General features: G+C 39.3%; 17 protein-coding genes. 6 read left to right on the plus strand and 11 right to left on the minus strand.

Features of this window, described 5'->3' with window-relative positions; translation table 11 throughout:
• The first annotated feature begins 16 nt into the window (after positions 1 to 16).
• Complete coding sequence (locus tag LCL91_RS18335) at positions 17 to 1,489, plus strand: amidase family protein (protein WP_224884472.1); 1,473 nt, start codon at positions 17 to 19, stop codon at positions 1,487 to 1,489.
• 26 nt (positions 1,490 to 1,515) lie between these two features.
• Here the strand turns inward: LCL91_RS18335 and LCL91_RS18340 are convergent, their stop codons facing one another.
• Positions 1,516 to 3,216 carry a peptide ABC transporter substrate-binding protein gene (locus LCL91_RS18340; RefSeq protein ID WP_098446568.1) on the minus strand — a complete coding sequence of 567 codons (1,701 nt, stop codon included), beginning with the start codon at positions 3,214 to 3,216 and terminating at the stop codon, positions 1,516 to 1,518.
• A 392-nt stretch (positions 3,217 to 3,608) separates the two neighbouring features.
• Here LCL91_RS18340 and LCL91_RS18345 point away from each other — a divergent pair, with 392 nt between their 5' ends.
• Entirely contained in the window at positions 3,609 to 5,027 is a 1,419-nt protein-coding gene (locus LCL91_RS18345) for a PLP-dependent aminotransferase family protein (protein WP_224884474.1), read from the plus strand.
• An 85-nt stretch (positions 5,028 to 5,112) separates the two neighbouring features.
• Here the strand turns inward: LCL91_RS18345 and LCL91_RS18350 are convergent, their stop codons facing one another.
• The 6 genes from LCL91_RS18350 to LCL91_RS18375 form a co-directional block, all read right to left on the minus strand.
• Complete coding sequence (locus LCL91_RS18350; protein WP_098446566.1) at positions 5,113 to 5,235, minus strand: YuzL family protein; 123 nt, start codon at positions 5,233 to 5,235, stop codon at positions 5,113 to 5,115.
• An 84-nt stretch (positions 5,236 to 5,319) separates the two neighbouring features.
• The gene (locus LCL91_RS18355) at positions 5,320 to 5,817 is read right to left on the minus strand and encodes a DinB family protein (RefSeq protein ID WP_224884476.1); all 498 of its coding nucleotides are present in this window, start codon (positions 5,815 to 5,817) and stop codon (positions 5,320 to 5,322) included.
• A gap of 29 nt (positions 5,818 to 5,846) precedes the next feature.
• Entirely contained in the window at positions 5,847 to 6,896 is a 1,050-nt protein-coding gene (gene rsgA / locus LCL91_RS18360; protein WP_224884478.1) for a ribosome small subunit-dependent GTPase A, read from the minus strand.
• Positions 6,897 to 7,216: 320 nt separating this feature from the next.
• Positions 7,217 to 8,395 carry an acetyl-CoA C-acetyltransferase gene (locus LCL91_RS18365; RefSeq protein ID WP_224884480.1) on the minus strand — a complete coding sequence of 393 codons (1,179 nt, stop codon included), beginning with the start codon at positions 8,393 to 8,395 and terminating at the stop codon, positions 7,217 to 7,219.
• A 460-nt stretch (positions 8,396 to 8,855) separates the two neighbouring features.
• Entirely contained in the window at positions 8,856 to 9,305 is a 450-nt protein-coding gene (locus tag LCL91_RS18370) for a GNAT family N-acetyltransferase (RefSeq protein ID WP_224884483.1), read from the minus strand.
• Positions 9,306 to 9,376: 71 nt separating this feature from the next.
• Positions 9,377 to 9,616 (minus strand): hypothetical protein, encoded by a 240-nt coding sequence (locus LCL91_RS18375; RefSeq protein WP_224884485.1) that lies wholly within the window; start codon positions 9,614 to 9,616, stop codon positions 9,377 to 9,379.
• A gap of 136 nt (positions 9,617 to 9,752) precedes the next feature.
• Between LCL91_RS18375 and LCL91_RS18380 the strand changes: the two genes are divergently transcribed.
• Entirely contained in the window at positions 9,753 to 10,109 is a 357-nt protein-coding gene (locus LCL91_RS18380; protein ID WP_224884487.1) for a hypothetical protein, read from the plus strand.
• A gap of 4 nt (positions 10,110 to 10,113) precedes the next feature.
• Here LCL91_RS18380 and LCL91_RS18385 read toward each other — a convergent pair whose 3' ends face one another.
• The 4 genes from LCL91_RS18385 to LCL91_RS18400 form a co-directional block, all read right to left on the minus strand.
• Positions 10,114 to 10,581 carry a hypothetical protein gene (locus LCL91_RS18385; RefSeq protein WP_224884489.1) on the minus strand — a complete coding sequence of 156 codons (468 nt, stop codon included), beginning with the start codon at positions 10,579 to 10,581 and terminating at the stop codon, positions 10,114 to 10,116.
• Positions 10,578 to 10,787, minus strand: a complete 210-nt coding sequence (locus tag LCL91_RS18390) for a helix-turn-helix transcriptional regulator (RefSeq protein ID WP_425589695.1) — start codon at positions 10,785 to 10,787, stop codon at positions 10,578 to 10,580. The genes LCL91_RS18385 and LCL91_RS18390 overlap by 4 nt, the downstream gene beginning before the upstream one ends.
• A 134-nt stretch (positions 10,788 to 10,921) precedes the next feature.
• Positions 10,922 to 11,413, minus strand: coding sequence for a universal stress protein (locus LCL91_RS18395; RefSeq protein WP_224884493.1), 492 nt, complete (start codon positions 11,411 to 11,413; stop codon positions 10,922 to 10,924).
• 112 nt (positions 11,414 to 11,525) lie between these two features.
• Positions 11,526 to 12,875 (minus strand): TrkH family potassium uptake protein, encoded by a 1,350-nt coding sequence (locus tag LCL91_RS18400; RefSeq protein WP_224884495.1) that lies wholly within the window; start codon positions 12,873 to 12,875, stop codon positions 11,526 to 11,528.
• Between the two features lie 132 nt (positions 12,876 to 13,007).
• Here LCL91_RS18400 and LCL91_RS18405 point away from each other — a divergent pair, with 132 nt between their 5' ends.
• The 3 genes from LCL91_RS18405 to LCL91_RS18415 all read left to right on the plus strand — a co-directional run bounded on the left by LCL91_RS18405 (position 13,008) and on the right by LCL91_RS18415 (position 15,935).
• Entirely contained in the window at positions 13,008 to 14,582 is a 1,575-nt protein-coding gene (locus tag LCL91_RS18405) for a GAF domain-containing sensor histidine kinase (RefSeq protein WP_224884497.1), read from the plus strand.
• Between the two features lie 13 nt (positions 14,583 to 14,595).
• Positions 14,596 to 15,252, plus strand: a complete 657-nt coding sequence (locus LCL91_RS18410) for a response regulator (RefSeq protein ID WP_224884499.1) — start codon at positions 14,596 to 14,598, stop codon at positions 15,250 to 15,252.
• A 134-nt stretch (positions 15,253 to 15,386) separates the two neighbouring features.
• Positions 15,387 to 15,935: an NADPH-dependent FMN reductase gene (locus LCL91_RS18415; protein ID WP_224884501.1), complete on the plus strand. Its 549-nt coding sequence runs from the start codon at positions 15,387 to 15,389 to the stop codon at positions 15,933 to 15,935.
• Positions 15,936 to 15,972 lie beyond the last annotated feature (37 nt).

Genomic DNA, 15,972 nt, shown 5'->3' on the forward strand with positions numbered 1-15,972 from the left:
TTAGGAGGAATGAAATATGCTATCTATCGATTGGTTAGAAAAGTCCACAATCCTCGATATCCAACAGGCTATGCTTGCTCATAAGTTTACTTCAAAGCAGCTTGTTCAATTTTACCTTAATCAAATCGCAAATCATAATCACAGAGTTAACGCCATTCTAGAAATTAACCCTGATGCATTAATGATTGCAGACTCACTTGATCGAGAACGCAAAATAAAAGGAGCAAGAAGCTCATTACATGGTATTCCAATTCTACTTAAAGACAATATCAATACAGGTGATCATATGCATACAAGCGCCGGCTCACAAGCTCTAGCTACTTCCTACGGAAAAGATGACGCCTTTTTAGTGACAAAGCTGAGACGCGCTGGAGCTGTTATCTTAGGCAAAACCAATATGACAGAATGGGCCAACTTTATGAGTGATAAAATGCCGAATGGCTACAGTTCACGAGGTGGCCAAGTACTTAATCCATATGGACCAGGTACTCTTGATGTTGGAGGATCCAGTTCTGGGTCCGCTGTTGCAGTAGCTTGTCATTTTGCCACATCTGCAATTGGAACAGAAACAAACGGATCCATTCTAAGCCCCGCAAGTTCGAATGCTGGCGTTGGGCTTAAGCCCACAGTTGGCGTAATTAGTCGTTCAGGAATCATTCCAATCTCTTTTTCACAAGATACCGCTGGTCCAATAACCCGAAATGTTACTGATGCAGCCATTCTACTCAGTCATCTATCAGGGGAAGATCCTTTGGATCACGCCACAAATACCATACCTAATTATCAAGATTACACACCTTATCTACTCCCTGTTTTATATGAAGAATTGAGAATTGGCATTGTCCAGAACGGCTATTATGATTCCATGCATGCTGAAGAACAAGAGATTTTAAATAGAGCAACCGAAGACCTAAAGAAGATTGGTTGCTCTATCTTAAAAGTTGATCAACTATGTTCTGATCAAGAAATGCTTGAGCAAGACTACCAGGTCTTACGATATGAATTTAAATCCGGTGTTAATAGCTATCTAGCAAAAAACACAACATCTTCTTTAAGTGACCTTGAATCCATTATTAATTACTATCATCAAAACCCATTAGCTCTTCCGTACGGACAATCCCTTTTAATTGAATCAAACGAAACGACCGGATCATTAACTGAAGCACAATATTTGCAAAGTCGCCTCAAGGATTTATCGAATGCAAAAGAAAATGGTTTGGACAAACTCATGCAAGCCGAGAAACTAGATGCATTGCTATTTGTAGGAGCTTACGGCTCAACACTTCCTGCAAAAGCAGGTTATCCGTCTATAACCGTCCCTGCTGGCTTTACTTCAAACAAAAAACCTCTTGGCATTACCTTCACGGGTAAAGCGTTCAGCGAACCTCAATTAATCAAACTCGCTTATGCCTATGAACAACTCACTCATCAACGAAAACTTCCAGATTGGTTAGACAACACAAAAACCTTAAGAAAAGCGCGAACCTAATGGCTCGCGCTTTTCTAGTGAAACTATTACTTTTCGATCGTTACCCATTTAAGAGAAGAATCAGCACCAAACTTGTGGATATGGTAGTTCTTCACGTAATCTTTCATGATAATCGCCCCGCCACCCTGATAAGTAGGTAGGATCGCCGTATCTTCTTCGATTAGAATGCGCTCTGCTTCTTGCATCATTTCCCAGCGCTTCTGCTCGTCCGTCTCAGTTTTAGCATCAGTAACCAGCTTGTCATACTCTTCATTAGAGTAATCCATGCGGTTATAAGCGCCATCTGTTTCAAACATATAGATATAAGTCATTGGATCTGGATAGTCTGGTCCCCAACCACCAGTTGAGATATCAAAGTCTCCAGCATCTTCAAGATCAAGGAACTGCTTCCAAGGCTGTTTGTTAATTGTGATTGTAAGACCGTCTAACTTAGACTCAAACTGATCTTTCGCATACTCTGCAATTTTAGATGCAAGGTCACTATCCGTTGTAAGGAATTCAAGTTCCACTTTGTCAGTACCTAGAGCTTCTAGCCCCTTCTTCCAGTACTCAGCAGCATCATCAGCAGTTTGATCTGCAAGATAGCCGTCTGGAGCTGGTGCACGGAAATCTTCGTCGTTAAGGAACAAGAATTCTTTTGGTACAAGGTAACGAGCTGCTACTGAACCGTTGTTTAGTAGTACATTTACTAGCCCATCACGGTCATACGATAAATAAAGAGCTTTACGAATATCATTGTTAGCAAGTGCTTCATTCTTCTGGTTCATACGTAGGAAATAAATTGTTGTATCAAGGATGGTTGTAAAGTCTTCGCGATCTTTAAACTGATCAACGAAATCTGCACTAAGACTAGCACGATCAATGCTTCCAGTCTCATAAAGATTAACACGTGTTGCTTCGTCTTTTACAATTTTGTAATTTGCTTCTTTCAACTGTACTGTGTCAGCATCCCAGTATCCATCATTCTTCGCAAGCTTCCAACCTTCACCGTGATTCCATTCAGCTAGCGTAAATGGACCGTTGTAAAGCATTGTATCTGCTTCTAGTGAATAGTTCTCGCCTTGCTCTTCAGCAAATTCCGAAGGTTGTGGATAGAATGATGCAAATGTTAATAGGTCAAAGAAATAAGGAACTTGTTGTGTAACCACAACTTCAAGTGTTTTCTCATCTACTGCTTTCACACCAAGTTCTTCTACTTTACCGTATAGTGGATCGCCTTCAGTAATAATTTCATTACCATTTTTAATACCTGCAGCACCCATCATTGATGCATACCCGCCCATCGTATCTGGGTGAATAATTTTGTGCCATGCATATACGAAATCGTCTGCTTTCACTGGTGTGCCATCAGACCAATTCGCATCTTCACGAATTTTAAATGTATAAACAGTTTCACCGTCTTTTTCTTCAACTTCTGGCTCTTCTGCTGCCATACCTAGAACAGGCTTGTTATCTTTATCAAGACGATAAAGACCTTCAAATACCTGGTTCATTGCATTAAATGCAACAGTATCTGTTGCCTGCGTTGAGTCCATAGTCGGGATATCCTGTGTATCTGTTAAGTTTAGAACCTGTTCCGCTGATCCTTCTGAGCTATCGCTATCTCCGCTTGTCGCTTCTCCTTCACTGTTTGTGTTGCTTGAAGTGTTCGAATTACCGGAACACGCTGCAAGGAAAAGGCTTAACAACAAGATGACCGAAAGCAAAAGCGAAAACTTTTTCTTCATTGTGTTACCCCCTATTTGTTTGTACCATTCAGTTAAGGTCTAGCTTTATGTAGACCTTTGTGTTATAAATTCAAACGAAGTTCTTCGATTGGGAAACCATTGCGAGATCTATAACAGGGAGGTCATATCACTCAACTTATGTAAACCATTATCGATTCTCGTTTGAATATTAACAATTAACTGAATGATTAAACTTATTTTAAATTTCAAAAAACTTTCTGTAACCATCCAATTTAGCCAAAAGTATACCATCCAATTTGTCTTTTTCTACAAAAATATCCGTCAAATGGCTTAAAACCTGTGTTTATCGTGAATTTCTCCATTCCAATTTTTTTGAAAATTTTATACAATTATCTCTATTTTTCTCTATAATAGTAGTGAGGTGGTGGACAATGGCGAGATTTATACTCAATCCAGAGAGCAGCAAACCGTTGTACAAACAAATCGTTGATTACTATGAGGATTCTATTATAAATGGCTCTCTCCAACCAGGGAATCCTCTTCCTGCTGAACGCGATCTAGCCGACCAACTAGGTGTCAATCGAAGCACTGTTACGACGGCATACGCTGAATTGAGGGCTAGCGGACTCATTACGTCCAGGCAAGGAAGCGGGACACGAGTCAGTTCAGATGCAACAGATTTCATTCCCAGTCATTCGACAACATGGAATAAACTTCGAAATCATCATTTATCCGAAAACACGTTACTATTTACCCATTCTTCTAACTATATGAATGATCCCTCGTTCATTAACCTGAACTCAGGAGAGGTTGCACCAGATTTATGTCTTGCGCGAGATGCTTATGATTTAACTGCTTACACAACTAGTAAAGAACAAGTTTCTCCAACTAAGTTTCAAACGAAACATATGATCAACCGTTTTATCAAAAAATCAGTATCTACTGAAAACATCGTTCTGACCTCTAGTCTTGAACAAGCGATATTATTATCAGTGAAATGCTTCCTAAACCCTGGTGACGTAATTGCGGTCGAAGAACCAATAAACCCTTCCCAATTAAATTTATTTCTAGCTTCTGGGATTCACGTTATTCATTATTCAGCTGATCGCCCTTTAACAAATCATCATTTCCAAAGGGAAGGAATCAAACTAATCATTGCAAATTCAATGATGGAGCACCATTTTTCCTTAACAACATCATCAATAATCCAACAAAGAAAAAAATTATTAACACAATGTGAAAAAAACGGTATTCCAATACTAGAAATAATGAAAACGTCTTTGCTTACAGGGTGTCATGATTATGATAGCTGCTCATATTATGAACTTGGTACTGATCAAAAACTCGTTGTACAAGTAGGACACATTACTGGTATTTCCCCCGGTTTAAGTATGGGGTGGATATTAGGACCGGAGCATGTTATAAAGCGTTTATCAGCGCTTCAAATTCAACTTAGCATGACCCCTCCTCCCGTTTTTCTCGAAATTGTTCATAACATTTTACATTCAGTTGAAATTCATGAGCATATTGAAGAGGTGAAAGAGGAATTACGTGCCAGGAAAAAACAAGTACTAAATAAATTAGATGCACTAAAAGACCAAATAACGATTTTAGAAATAGCTGACTCTACTTCCATCTGGTTTGATTTTAAACCAGCATTAAGCCTTCAAGAATTGAGGGACATCCTTCTAGAAGCTCATGTATTGCTCTCACCTTCACTCTATGAAGATGCTGTAAGATTCAAATTACCTCTTACAACTGTATCAAGGGACAACCTATTTGAAGCTACAAGCCGTCTCGTTAGCATACTAAATACTTTACACATCAGGCAGTTTGCAGAAATTTACTAATGGATGGTACTAATAAACAATTTAAAATGGAAGAAAAAGAGCAGAAAACAATCTAAAAAGCGCTGCTCATCGCAGCGCTTCATTGTTATTTCTTTTTCTTTTTTCGTTTAGAGTCGTACGTTATCCCTACTTCAACTCCTGTTCCCTGTCCTTCTGGTTGGGATGAAGCCAGGCCATTGGTTGTAGGGTTTGCTTTATGTTTTGCCATTCTTCTCACCTCCACCTTATAGCCTAACCCCAGCCTCTCTTTCTTATCCGCTGATTCAGAAGTCGGAGAGATGAGAAAGTTAAGCTATAAAGTAAAGTGAGACAGTGAAAATCCTTGCTCGTTCATAAAAACTTCTACTTGCAACTTATGGTGATCATCGTGCTCAATAAGACCTTTGATATAACTTGTAAGACAGATTGGATACTTCTCAATATAAAACGTGTTGCTCCACTGAATCGGTTCAAATTGCTGAAGGCGGGCCACAACTTGTCTTCGTGCTTGTACAGTTTCAGCAACTAAATTTTCTTTATTTAGACCAGATAACGCATACTCTGCCGAGCGCTGATTTACTTCTTCAACGTTATCAAGTTTAGGCAAATTAGCTTCCATTTCAATAAAAGGAATTCTTTCTTTAAGTAAATAATTGTCCCACATCATGATATGTGAAAGGATTTCAGCTGGAGACCACTTGCCTTGCTTGATAGGCTGAAAGAAGATGGTTTCGTTCATCTCCATCGCAGTCGATTCTAACCAATTAATTAGCGAAGCATAATCGTTTAACACAGAGCGCTCATCCGTCATTTGGTTGTCTCCTTCCTAAATTAAAGACCCTAGCGATTCTTTCTAGTTCGATCTCCAGCGATTTTTTTCCACTTTTTCTTCTCCTCGAGCTGAGCCTTCTTATTTGTTTGTCGCTCAAGAAAAGCTAGCTCACGATGGAACTTCTTATAATTCTCAAGCCTTCTTTCTTCTAACATTCCTTCCTCTATTGCATTTCTCACTGCACATTTAGGTTCACCTTCATGCTGGCAATCTCTAAAACGACATTCCTCTGCAAATGCATCAATATCAGGGAAGCTTTGAGAAAGATGATCGGTTTGCCAGAGCTGAAGTTCTCTCATACCAGGCGTATCAATTAATACACCACCTGTAGGCAGCGTAATCAGTTCTCGACTAGTCGTGGTATGCTTTCCTTTGCCGTCATCTTGGCGAATATCTTGTACATCCTGAATTTCTTTGCCATATAATTTGTTTATGAGCGTAGACTTACCAGCACCTGATGATCCTAACAAAGCTGTTGTCGTTCCCTCTGTTAAATACACTTTTAAGTCATCAATCCCTTTTTCGGTCGCTGAACTAACCACATGAATCGGTACCCCTACAGCTATACCAGAAAGGGCATCTACTTTCCCTTTAATATCTGAGCAAAGATCAGCTTTACTGAGTACAATAACCGGCTTTGCACCGCTTTCCCACGCCATGACAAGGTATCTTTCAATACGACTTGGGTTAAAGTCCTGATTTAATGCATTGACAAGAAAAACCGTATCAACATTAGCTACAATAATTTGTTCCTCAGTTGTCGTTCCTGCAATTTTTCTTGAAAACTTACTTCTCCTCGGTAGCAGGTCGTGAATAATTGCTTTGTTATCCGTTTTAGGAGCAATAAGAACCCAGTCACCAACTGCTGGCAAAGTATCACGCCGTGTTACTTCAAATCGGAACTTACCAGAAAGTTCTGCTGCATAAGAACTTTCTCCTGTAGAAACGTGATAACCTCCACGATGTTCTACTATAACTCGAGCTGGTATAAATCCACTTGCCATAGCTTGATAATTTTCTTCAAAGTATGAATTCCAACCTAATGTTATTCGATTCAATTGAAAGCCTCCTGATTAATAAGTGTAAATATGACAAAAAGCCGTACACTGGTGTCGGCTCTTCTCCTACAATCAGCATACGTGATTAGCTGATCGAGTATAAAAAACCATAGACATAGCGACACAATCGCACAGCCCATGGTTTTTGATCTTATTAATCAGAAGGAAGAAAAGACTTCTACCTTACCAATTGGACTGTGCACAACATGCAATTAACAATGAATTCATTTTGTTATTTACCATTATGCACAACCCCTTTCCGTATGTTAGTACCATTAGTATACGCAATATCAATTAAACTGGCAATCTTTTCTGACAAATTAATTGATTTCAACCACCATAGCAATTCCTTGTCCGCCACCAATGCAGAGTGAGGCAACCCCATACTTTCCATTTCTACGCTTTAATTCTTTTATAAGCGTATAAAGAATGCGCGTGCCACTCGCACCTACTGGATGCCCTAAAGCAATTGCACCACCGTTTACATTCACTCGTGAGCGATCAAGCTCAAGCTCTTTTTCCACGGCTAGATACTGAGCGGAAAAGGCTTCATTTACTTCAATTAAGTCCATCTGCTGAAGTGTCATACCTGCTTTTTCTAATGCTTGCCGTATAGCAGGTACTGGTCCAATTCCCATAATCGAAGGATCTACTCCCGCTATTCCCCAGGAGACAATTCGAGCAAGTGGCTTAAGATTCTTTGAAGCGACATAATCTGCTCCTCCCAATACGACAGAAGCGGCTCCATCATTTATGCCACTTGCATTCCCACCAGTAACAGTTCCATCTTTTTTGAAAGCTGGTTTAAGCCCGGCTAGCTTTTCTGCTGTTGTACCTTCTCGAATATGTTCGTCAGTGGAGAAGGTTTCAGTCCCCTTTCTCCCCTTAACTTCAACAGGTACAATTTCTTCTTTGAAAATACCTTTTTCTCTTGCATCAGCAGCTTTTTGCTGACTTTGAGTTGCATATTCATCCTGGTCATCTCTAGAAATCCCATACTTTACTGCCAGGTTCTCTCCCGTTATCCCCATTCCAGTTCCAGTATACTCATCAGTTAACGTAGCCAAAAGCATATCATCCATTTTCGGAGCACCCATTTTTGCTCCAAAACGACTTCCTCGTAACGTATACGGAGATAAGCTCATATTCTCCGCTCCTCCGGCAAGGGCCGTTTGACCGTCCCCCATCATAATGGATTGCGCTGCTGAGATGACAGCTTGCATACCAGAACCACAAAGTCGATTTACGGTTAGTGCTGGACTTTCAATAGGTATTCCACTCCCAAGTGCAATGTGACGCGCTAAATAAGAAGCATTTGATGTAGAATGAATCACATTCCCAATAACAGAAAGGTCAATTTCACTCGCCTCTATTCCGCTTTTTCTGAGAGCCTCTTTACTTGCTGAAATCCCTAAGGCTGTTGGACTACTATCTTTAAGTGAACCACCAAATGAACCAAATGGTGTTCTTGCACCTTCCAATATAAAAACGTCTTTCATGTTTTCCCCTCCATTCTTCTCTATTTTACAAACAAAAGGAAAGCGTTTACAAGTGTTATCAAGACAATGGATCTTTCTGCCTTCACTGAACAATTCATTTTGTACTGTTCACAAACGTTTTTGTGAAACGAGCGGATCGATCATACCTTCCAATACTTGCTCTAATGAGAATTTACCTCTTTTGTCGTTTGGAAACCTCCAGGTAATAAGAAGTACGAAGGTTTTCATCTTTTTGTCATCGCAATCTCAGGTTACCCACTACCTGATGATCTATTTCATCAATCTGATTTCCCACGTGGATTTTCACCAAGGATGATCGGTTTAATTGTTTTACTACTTCTCACTTGTGCTGCTACTTTCTTTAAAGAGGTGGTTATTCAATCTCAATCATTTCAGATGAAAAACGCCATCTTTAAAAATGACTTCTCCTATCTCAATTTCTTACATTAGAAGCTGAACTTTACTCTATTTCGTAACATAGTCGAATCATATCCCGACAAGGAATTCCGTTTTCAATAATCGGTTCAGGATAGTGATCAAAAAATCCTTCAATAATTTCTGTTATACGAAATTGACATTTTTGGTAGAGCGCTAATTGATCGAGACTCGAATTCCCAGTTCCGATCAAAACCTTCCTTGCTCCATGATCCCTAGACCTATTAATTGCATCATGAATAAGAAGCTTTCCTATTCCTTCTCCCCTTCTATCTTCCCTCACAGCAATGTTCATAATCTCAACTTTTTTCTCTTCTTTTATTACTAAAACATAGACGCCAATCACTTCCTTCTCTTCCACTGCAACGTAACAGTATCCTTCTTTCAAATAATGTTCGATGTGAGCGAGAAATGGATCAGCTTCAAGTAGAAGCGCATAAGGAAACGCCTTCGTTATTTGCTTTATCATCATCATTGATTCTCCTTGCTAGTTTTCGAATATACGTTCTACATTTATAAATACAAAAAATCGTGCCTTGGCACGATTTAAGTGTACTTGATTTTTGATGTGATGACCGCACTGATGACAAATGATAACACCAAACTTATAAGATCAATAGGATTATATAAAAGACCGAATGTCACTGTACCAGTTAATTCCTGCCCCTTACTCCAAGCAGTTAACCACTCTGGTTGAAAGACTGCATTCACAATCGAACCAATAATCAAGTTCAAAATGAAATAAAGGCAAACAAGGCTAATCGTAAAAATAATATATTTGTTCAAATCATCATACTCCTTCTCAAGACGTCTTCTGAATTATTGTAACCTGTTCGAAACAGATTTCACAAATTCAGAGTAGACGCACACCTTTTTAAGGAACGCCATACGGTAACAGTATCACGTATGCAGGAGGACGATAATGGCATTTAAAAACGATCGATATAGCAAATGGGCTTATTCTCCCCATCCTTATCCTTATTACCGGAACTTCCCTCCTATTGAAGTTACCCGTTTCCAGCATTCAGCTGTAGCGTGTACGACTCTTATGAAGGAGGGACAAAAACTTCTGGATAAAGTGAATCAGGATGCTCAATTTGCTCATGAATTAAAAGACGCCGCTCAAAAAAATGATCAATCTTATGTTCATTCCTTGATTCAGCGTGCCGGTGTCACTTCTCCCTTCCACATTGCCTATACACCAGATGCCATTCGCGTCGATCTTAACACCGGAAACGAAGATAGTTGTAGCGAGCTAACTGTGAAGCTTTGCTGGTAACCGATTATCTCAACTTCCTCCGAAGAGAAATATAGAACACGCTAATTTGAACAAATGGTAAGAAGAGTAAGACGAGAATGGGATAAGCCGGGAATTGCTTTGACACTACCGGTTGCAAGGTCATAGCTACAATTAAAAGTGGTGAAGTAAACATCATGGCAATATATGCATTTCGACAAGCGTGAGCTGTTAACGTTTTTTCCCGTTCATCATCTTCACACAGTTCGGAAGGAAGCAGGAGGGCTTCTTTCCATCCTTTGTTATTTCGTCTCTTATTACGAGTAATTATGAATCCGATGATGCTAACAATCAGGAGAGTAATGAAAATAGGCGTAATGTTAATGATGACACCATCTCCACTCCCACTCATTAAACGTTGGAATTGAGACGCTGCATCGTAGTACGTAACCATTGCCCATCCAAAAAGTCCAAGAACAATGACATTCATCATGTAAATAACCGATAATTTCATTCTGATTCCTCCTGTAATTGAAATACTTCTTCCATAGACATGCCAAATTCACGACAAATCTTCATTGCTAGTAATAAAGATGGGACATACTCTCCCTTCTCCACAGCAGCAATCGTTTGTCTGGTCACCCCAACTTTTGCAGCCAGATCCTGTTGTGTGAAGCGAAAACGTGCCCTTAATTCTCTAATTCGATTGTTCAACATCATCTTAACTCCTCACCTATCTCTTCCCTTATAAATCTATACTATAACAAACATAATGTTAAGTAAACATAACTTTTTGTTATTTTCATTTAACATTCTTTCACAAAAAAAAGCCCGGTTTCCCAGGCTGAAAATTCCTATTTTACGATTAATACTGGACAGGGGGAATGTTGAGCAACTTTTTCACTAACGCTACCAAGCATCCATTTTTTTATCCCGCTCAATCCCCTACTTCCTATTACAATTAAATCTGCCTCTATCATTACAGCTAGGTCCACAATCTCTTTAGCAGGATCACCACCTCTTACTTCAGAGTGAACATTCACTCCCATGTGATGAAGCGTTTCCTTTACTTCACGAAGTATGGCTTCTCCTTCGCTTCTTTCAATCATAACGCCGTTCTGCTCCTCAGGAACTGGAGATGGAACACCAGCATGTCCTTCGTTGCCTATACTGCCTGTCCCATAGGGTATTCTTGTCGCTGGTTGAGCCGAGAGTTTATTTGATTCTTTTGATACATGCACTAAATGAATAGAAGCTTTGCTTAGTTCTGCTAATTTAACCGCTTGATGTAAAGCTTTTTCACTATCTTCAGAACGATCATAAGCGACTACTATTTTTGAATACATGATACCTTCCTCCTTAGGAATGAGAAGTAGTATACCTATACCCCTGCCTAGAAGAAAATAACAGCTCTAATGAAAACGTATTCCTAACGATACATTTGTCACACAAGTCTCATTATCCAGTAATAATTGGTTCTTTTGGATAGTGATAATGTTCAACAGGAGCATTCCCACGCATCATTAGTAAAAAGGAAATAATGCCGATTCTTCCTACAAACATTAGAAAGATAATCACGCATTTTCCAGCAGTACTGAGCTCAGGAGTAATGCCAAGTGATAAACCAGTTGTTCCAAAAGCTGAGGTTACCTCAAACACAATCTCAGCCAACGTAAATGTTTCTGTTGCTGAAAGAATAACGACTGCTAGACCACAAAGACCTGTCGCCGTAAAAATCACGATAAACGATTTAATAATATCATCATGAAGAAGCTCTCTTCCAAAAACTTTGACACTCTTTTTGCCTCTTGCAAAATGAATGACTGTTAAAACAGCAACAGCAAATGTAGTTGTTCGAATTCCTCCTCCAACACTACTAGGAGATGCTCCAATAAACATGAGCAAACTTAATACCATCTGAGTTGAGAGAGTAAATTCACTTACATCCATCGTAGCAAGCCCGCCATTTCTCGTTGTAACGGATTGAAACAGGGAATAGAATAGTGCTTGATTCCATGATTTATCCGCCATAAAATTTCCGGCTTCTAAAATCCATATGAGTATAGTTCCTATTATAATAAGTGCAAAGAATGTCACGGTTGTAACCTTGGTAAACAAAGTAAATCGATAAGCTGCTGTTTCTCTCTTTTGAAATAAATAGTCTTTCAATTCAATTAGAACCGGGAATCCGATTGCGCCCAAAATAAGTAAGATCATGTTAATCGTTTGAACAAAATAATCACTTGCATATGGCACAAGTGAATTTCCCGTAATATCAAATCCTGCATTAGTTGTAGCGCTTACTGCAGCAAAAAAACCTTGCAGAAATGAATCTTGCCATGAATCATAATACTTTAATAAGTAGATGCCAAGAATTATTGTTCCAATCGCCTCAAATAAGAGAATAAGTCCAAGGATTTGTCTCATTAATTTAACTAGTCCAGCTAATGTCCCACGATTCTGGTCTGTACTAATCAACTGGCGTTCTTTCATTCCGATTTTTTTACCCATTAACAACCAAACAAAAGTTCCAAGAGTCATAATACCAATTCCACCGAATTGAAGAACAAACGCGAGTATGTAAGTTCCGACCGTACTAAACGTATCAGCGGTTGAAACAACCGTCAATCCCGTCACGCTAATGGCACTTACCGCTGTAAACAAGGCATCGATAAAGCTCCAATCAACATCTGCTTGGTGGGCAATTGGGAGACTTAAGAGAACTGTCGACAGTACAACAGCCAATAAATAGAAAAGAACAATCAGTTGAACTGAAGAAAGTTCTGTAGCTTTTTCTTTAATTTTCATATGCTTTCCCTCCCCGTTCTTTAGCATGATCATGACGCTGACAAGCCCTCTTGTAAATACCACTCTTTAGAGAATAACCTCGTCTATAGTATAATAAACGTTGTCAATTGTTCGAATATTGGGGGAATATCGATGGGTGATGAACGAGAATTATATACGTTAAAAACGATTGCAGAAACATTAAATCGTTCAACAGATTTGAAGCCTATGCTTCAAGCTGTTCTTGAAGATTTATTGAGTGTTACTGGATTAAACACTGGTTGGATTTTCTTATCAACTGATAAAAACAAATTTACGTGTGAAGCTGATGTCAGATTACCCGCTGCCCTTGCTCAAGACGAGAAAGAACCGATGTGCAAAGGCACGTGTTGGTGTTTAAATAAATATTGGGACGGACGATTAAATCAGGCCGTCAATATTATCGAATGCAAACGTCTAGAAGATGCTGTGCATTTTAAAACGGGTGATACGGAAGGACTGACGCACCATGCGACCGTCCCATTAACAGCTGCCGGAGAATCATTTGGAGTATTAAATGTTGGTTCCCCAGGTAAAGAGTCGTTTTCTAACGATGAGTTGACACTGCTTGAGTCCGTTGCTTTTCAAATCGGTACTGCTATTAAACGTATACAACTTTATCAAGATGAACAGAACCGAGCGGAAAACTATTTAAAATTAGAAACATTAACGCGAGAATCGTGGCGTCACGAATGTGCTGATGATCTCATTAGTGCTATTGTGCACCGTACTGGAGAGTTATTCAACTGGCCTTTAGTGGGCTACTTTTCGAAAAACAAACTGAATGATGTTCTTCATTCGATCTATAAAAATGGAAAACTAAGCGTGGTGAACGAAGCTTATTCTAAAGAAACCTTGCAAGAAATAAACGAGGCTGTTCAAAATGAAAAACCAGTTGCGCTCAAAAAGAACACTTTTCCCCTTCACCCAAAACCTTCTAACATTCATGCCATAGAAGTGAAGATTCGAGACGAGCATATCGGTATATTATTTGTGTTTGAGGAGTCCTTCTCAAAAAGTGATAGGGAAATCTTACGAGCAGTTGCCGATCATTTGGCTCTTGCCATCGAGCAATCACGTGTTAATGAGAAAAGACAGGAGCTTATCCTCTCAGAAGAACGAAATAGACTTGCAAGAGATTTGCATGATTCAGTGAGCCAAAAACTTTTTTCATTATCTATGACAGCACGTGGTGCACGAAATATTCTTACTATGCCCAATGCACTAAGTGATGCATTACAAGATATTCAACAGCTTTCTCAAGAAGCCATGCAAGAAATGAGAACATTAATTTGGCAACTTCGGCCTGTAGGGATTGAAGCCGGTCTCATGACATCACTGAAAACCTACGCGATTGGATTAGGTCTATCACCCACTTGTGACGTCTCGGGCTTTAAACTTCTTCCTCGACCAATTGAAGAAGCGCTTTTTCGAATCGGACAAGAATCACTTAACAACATACATAAGCATGCAGGAGTAGATGAGGTTAGCCTATACCTTCAAATTACTGAAAAAGAGGTCTGTCTTACAATTTTTGATAAGGGTAGCGGTTTTAATCAAGATGCGGTTGGAGATTTCAACCTTGGGCTTAGAGGAATGAAGGAAAGAGCCTCACTACTTGGAGGTACCTTATCGATTGATAGTAAACGAAAGAATGGAACAAAAGTTCAAGTTAGACTGCCAATATGAAAGAGGGATTAACATGGAGAGAAAGATAAAACTACTACTAGCTGATGATCACCTTATGGTAAGAAAAGGATTGCGCTTTTTTCTTGAAACACAGCAGGATATTGAGATTATCGGTGAAGCAGCAAACGGAACGGACGCAGTCAGACTAGCGAAAGAATTAAACCCTGATGTCATTTTAATGGATTTAGTTATGCCAGAAATGGATGGCATCGAAGCAACAAAACAATTAAAAAAAAATCTTCCTCATATCAAAATCATTATCTTAACAAGCTTTTCAGATCAAGATCATGTTCTTCCAGCCATCAGGGCTGGCGCAGAAGGGTATCAATTAAAAGATATTGATCCTGATGAATTAATTCATACGATTCGTGAAGCCAATCGTGGTAATCGCTACCTTCACCCTCTTGCTACTAATCAGCTTATGTCACACCTGACCGAGAAAAGCCCCGCAGAAGAAGAACGTAAACTTTCCATGCTTACTCCCAGGGAAAGAGATGTATTACACGAAATCACGTTAGGAAAAAGCAATAAAGAAATTGCATCGGCTTTATATATTACGGAAAAAACCGTTAAAACACATGTGAGTAGCATACTATCGAAACTCAATTTCCACGACCGGACTCAAGCTGCTCTCTATGCAACGAAAGTCAACTGGTTTAAAGATTCCTAAGACTAAAGTACGAGAATTTCTCCCTCCTTATTTCCGATGCAAGTGTCACAGATTTTTAATACGCTAATAGAAGATTGATTTACTCACAATTGAGGTATGAAAAGAATATAGAGGTAGTAGAAAGGAGCTTCACAATGAAAGTAATGGTTATGAACGGCAGTCCAAGAGACAAGTCTATGACACGAAATTTAACAAATACTGTGACTGATCAGTTAGATGAGAAAGGAATTGAGGTCCTTACGTTCGATGCTGGCTTCCATGACCTTCCGTTATTCAAAGGGAAAAAAGAAGATCTGGATCATCCAGAAGTCCAGCGACTCATCACCAATGCTACAAAAGCAGATGCCTTTGTCATCTGTTCACCTGAGTATCATAACGGGATGAGTGGAGCATTAAAAAACGCCCTTGATTTCTTAGGAGGTTCTCATTTCAAATCTAAGCCTACCGCTTTAGCGTCTGTTGGTGGAGGTGGAAAAGGTGGCATTAATGCTCTTAATAATATGAGAACCGTTATGAGAGGCCTATATGCTTTAGTGATACCTGATCAGTTCTGTGCAGACCCAACATGCTTTGATGAGAAAGGCTATATGGTTGAAACAAAAGCAAAGGAACGACTTACAATCGTAGTGAATGAGCTTGTTTCTTTGACGTCAGTAATTGAGAAGAAAATTGAAGTAAAATAACCACTTTATAGCGTACTTAATTAAGTGCGCTATAAAA

The organism is Guptibacillus hwajinpoensis (genome assembly GCF_020171785.1).
GTDB lineage: Bacteria > Bacillota > Bacilli > Bacillales > Guptibacillaceae > Guptibacillus > Guptibacillus sedimenti.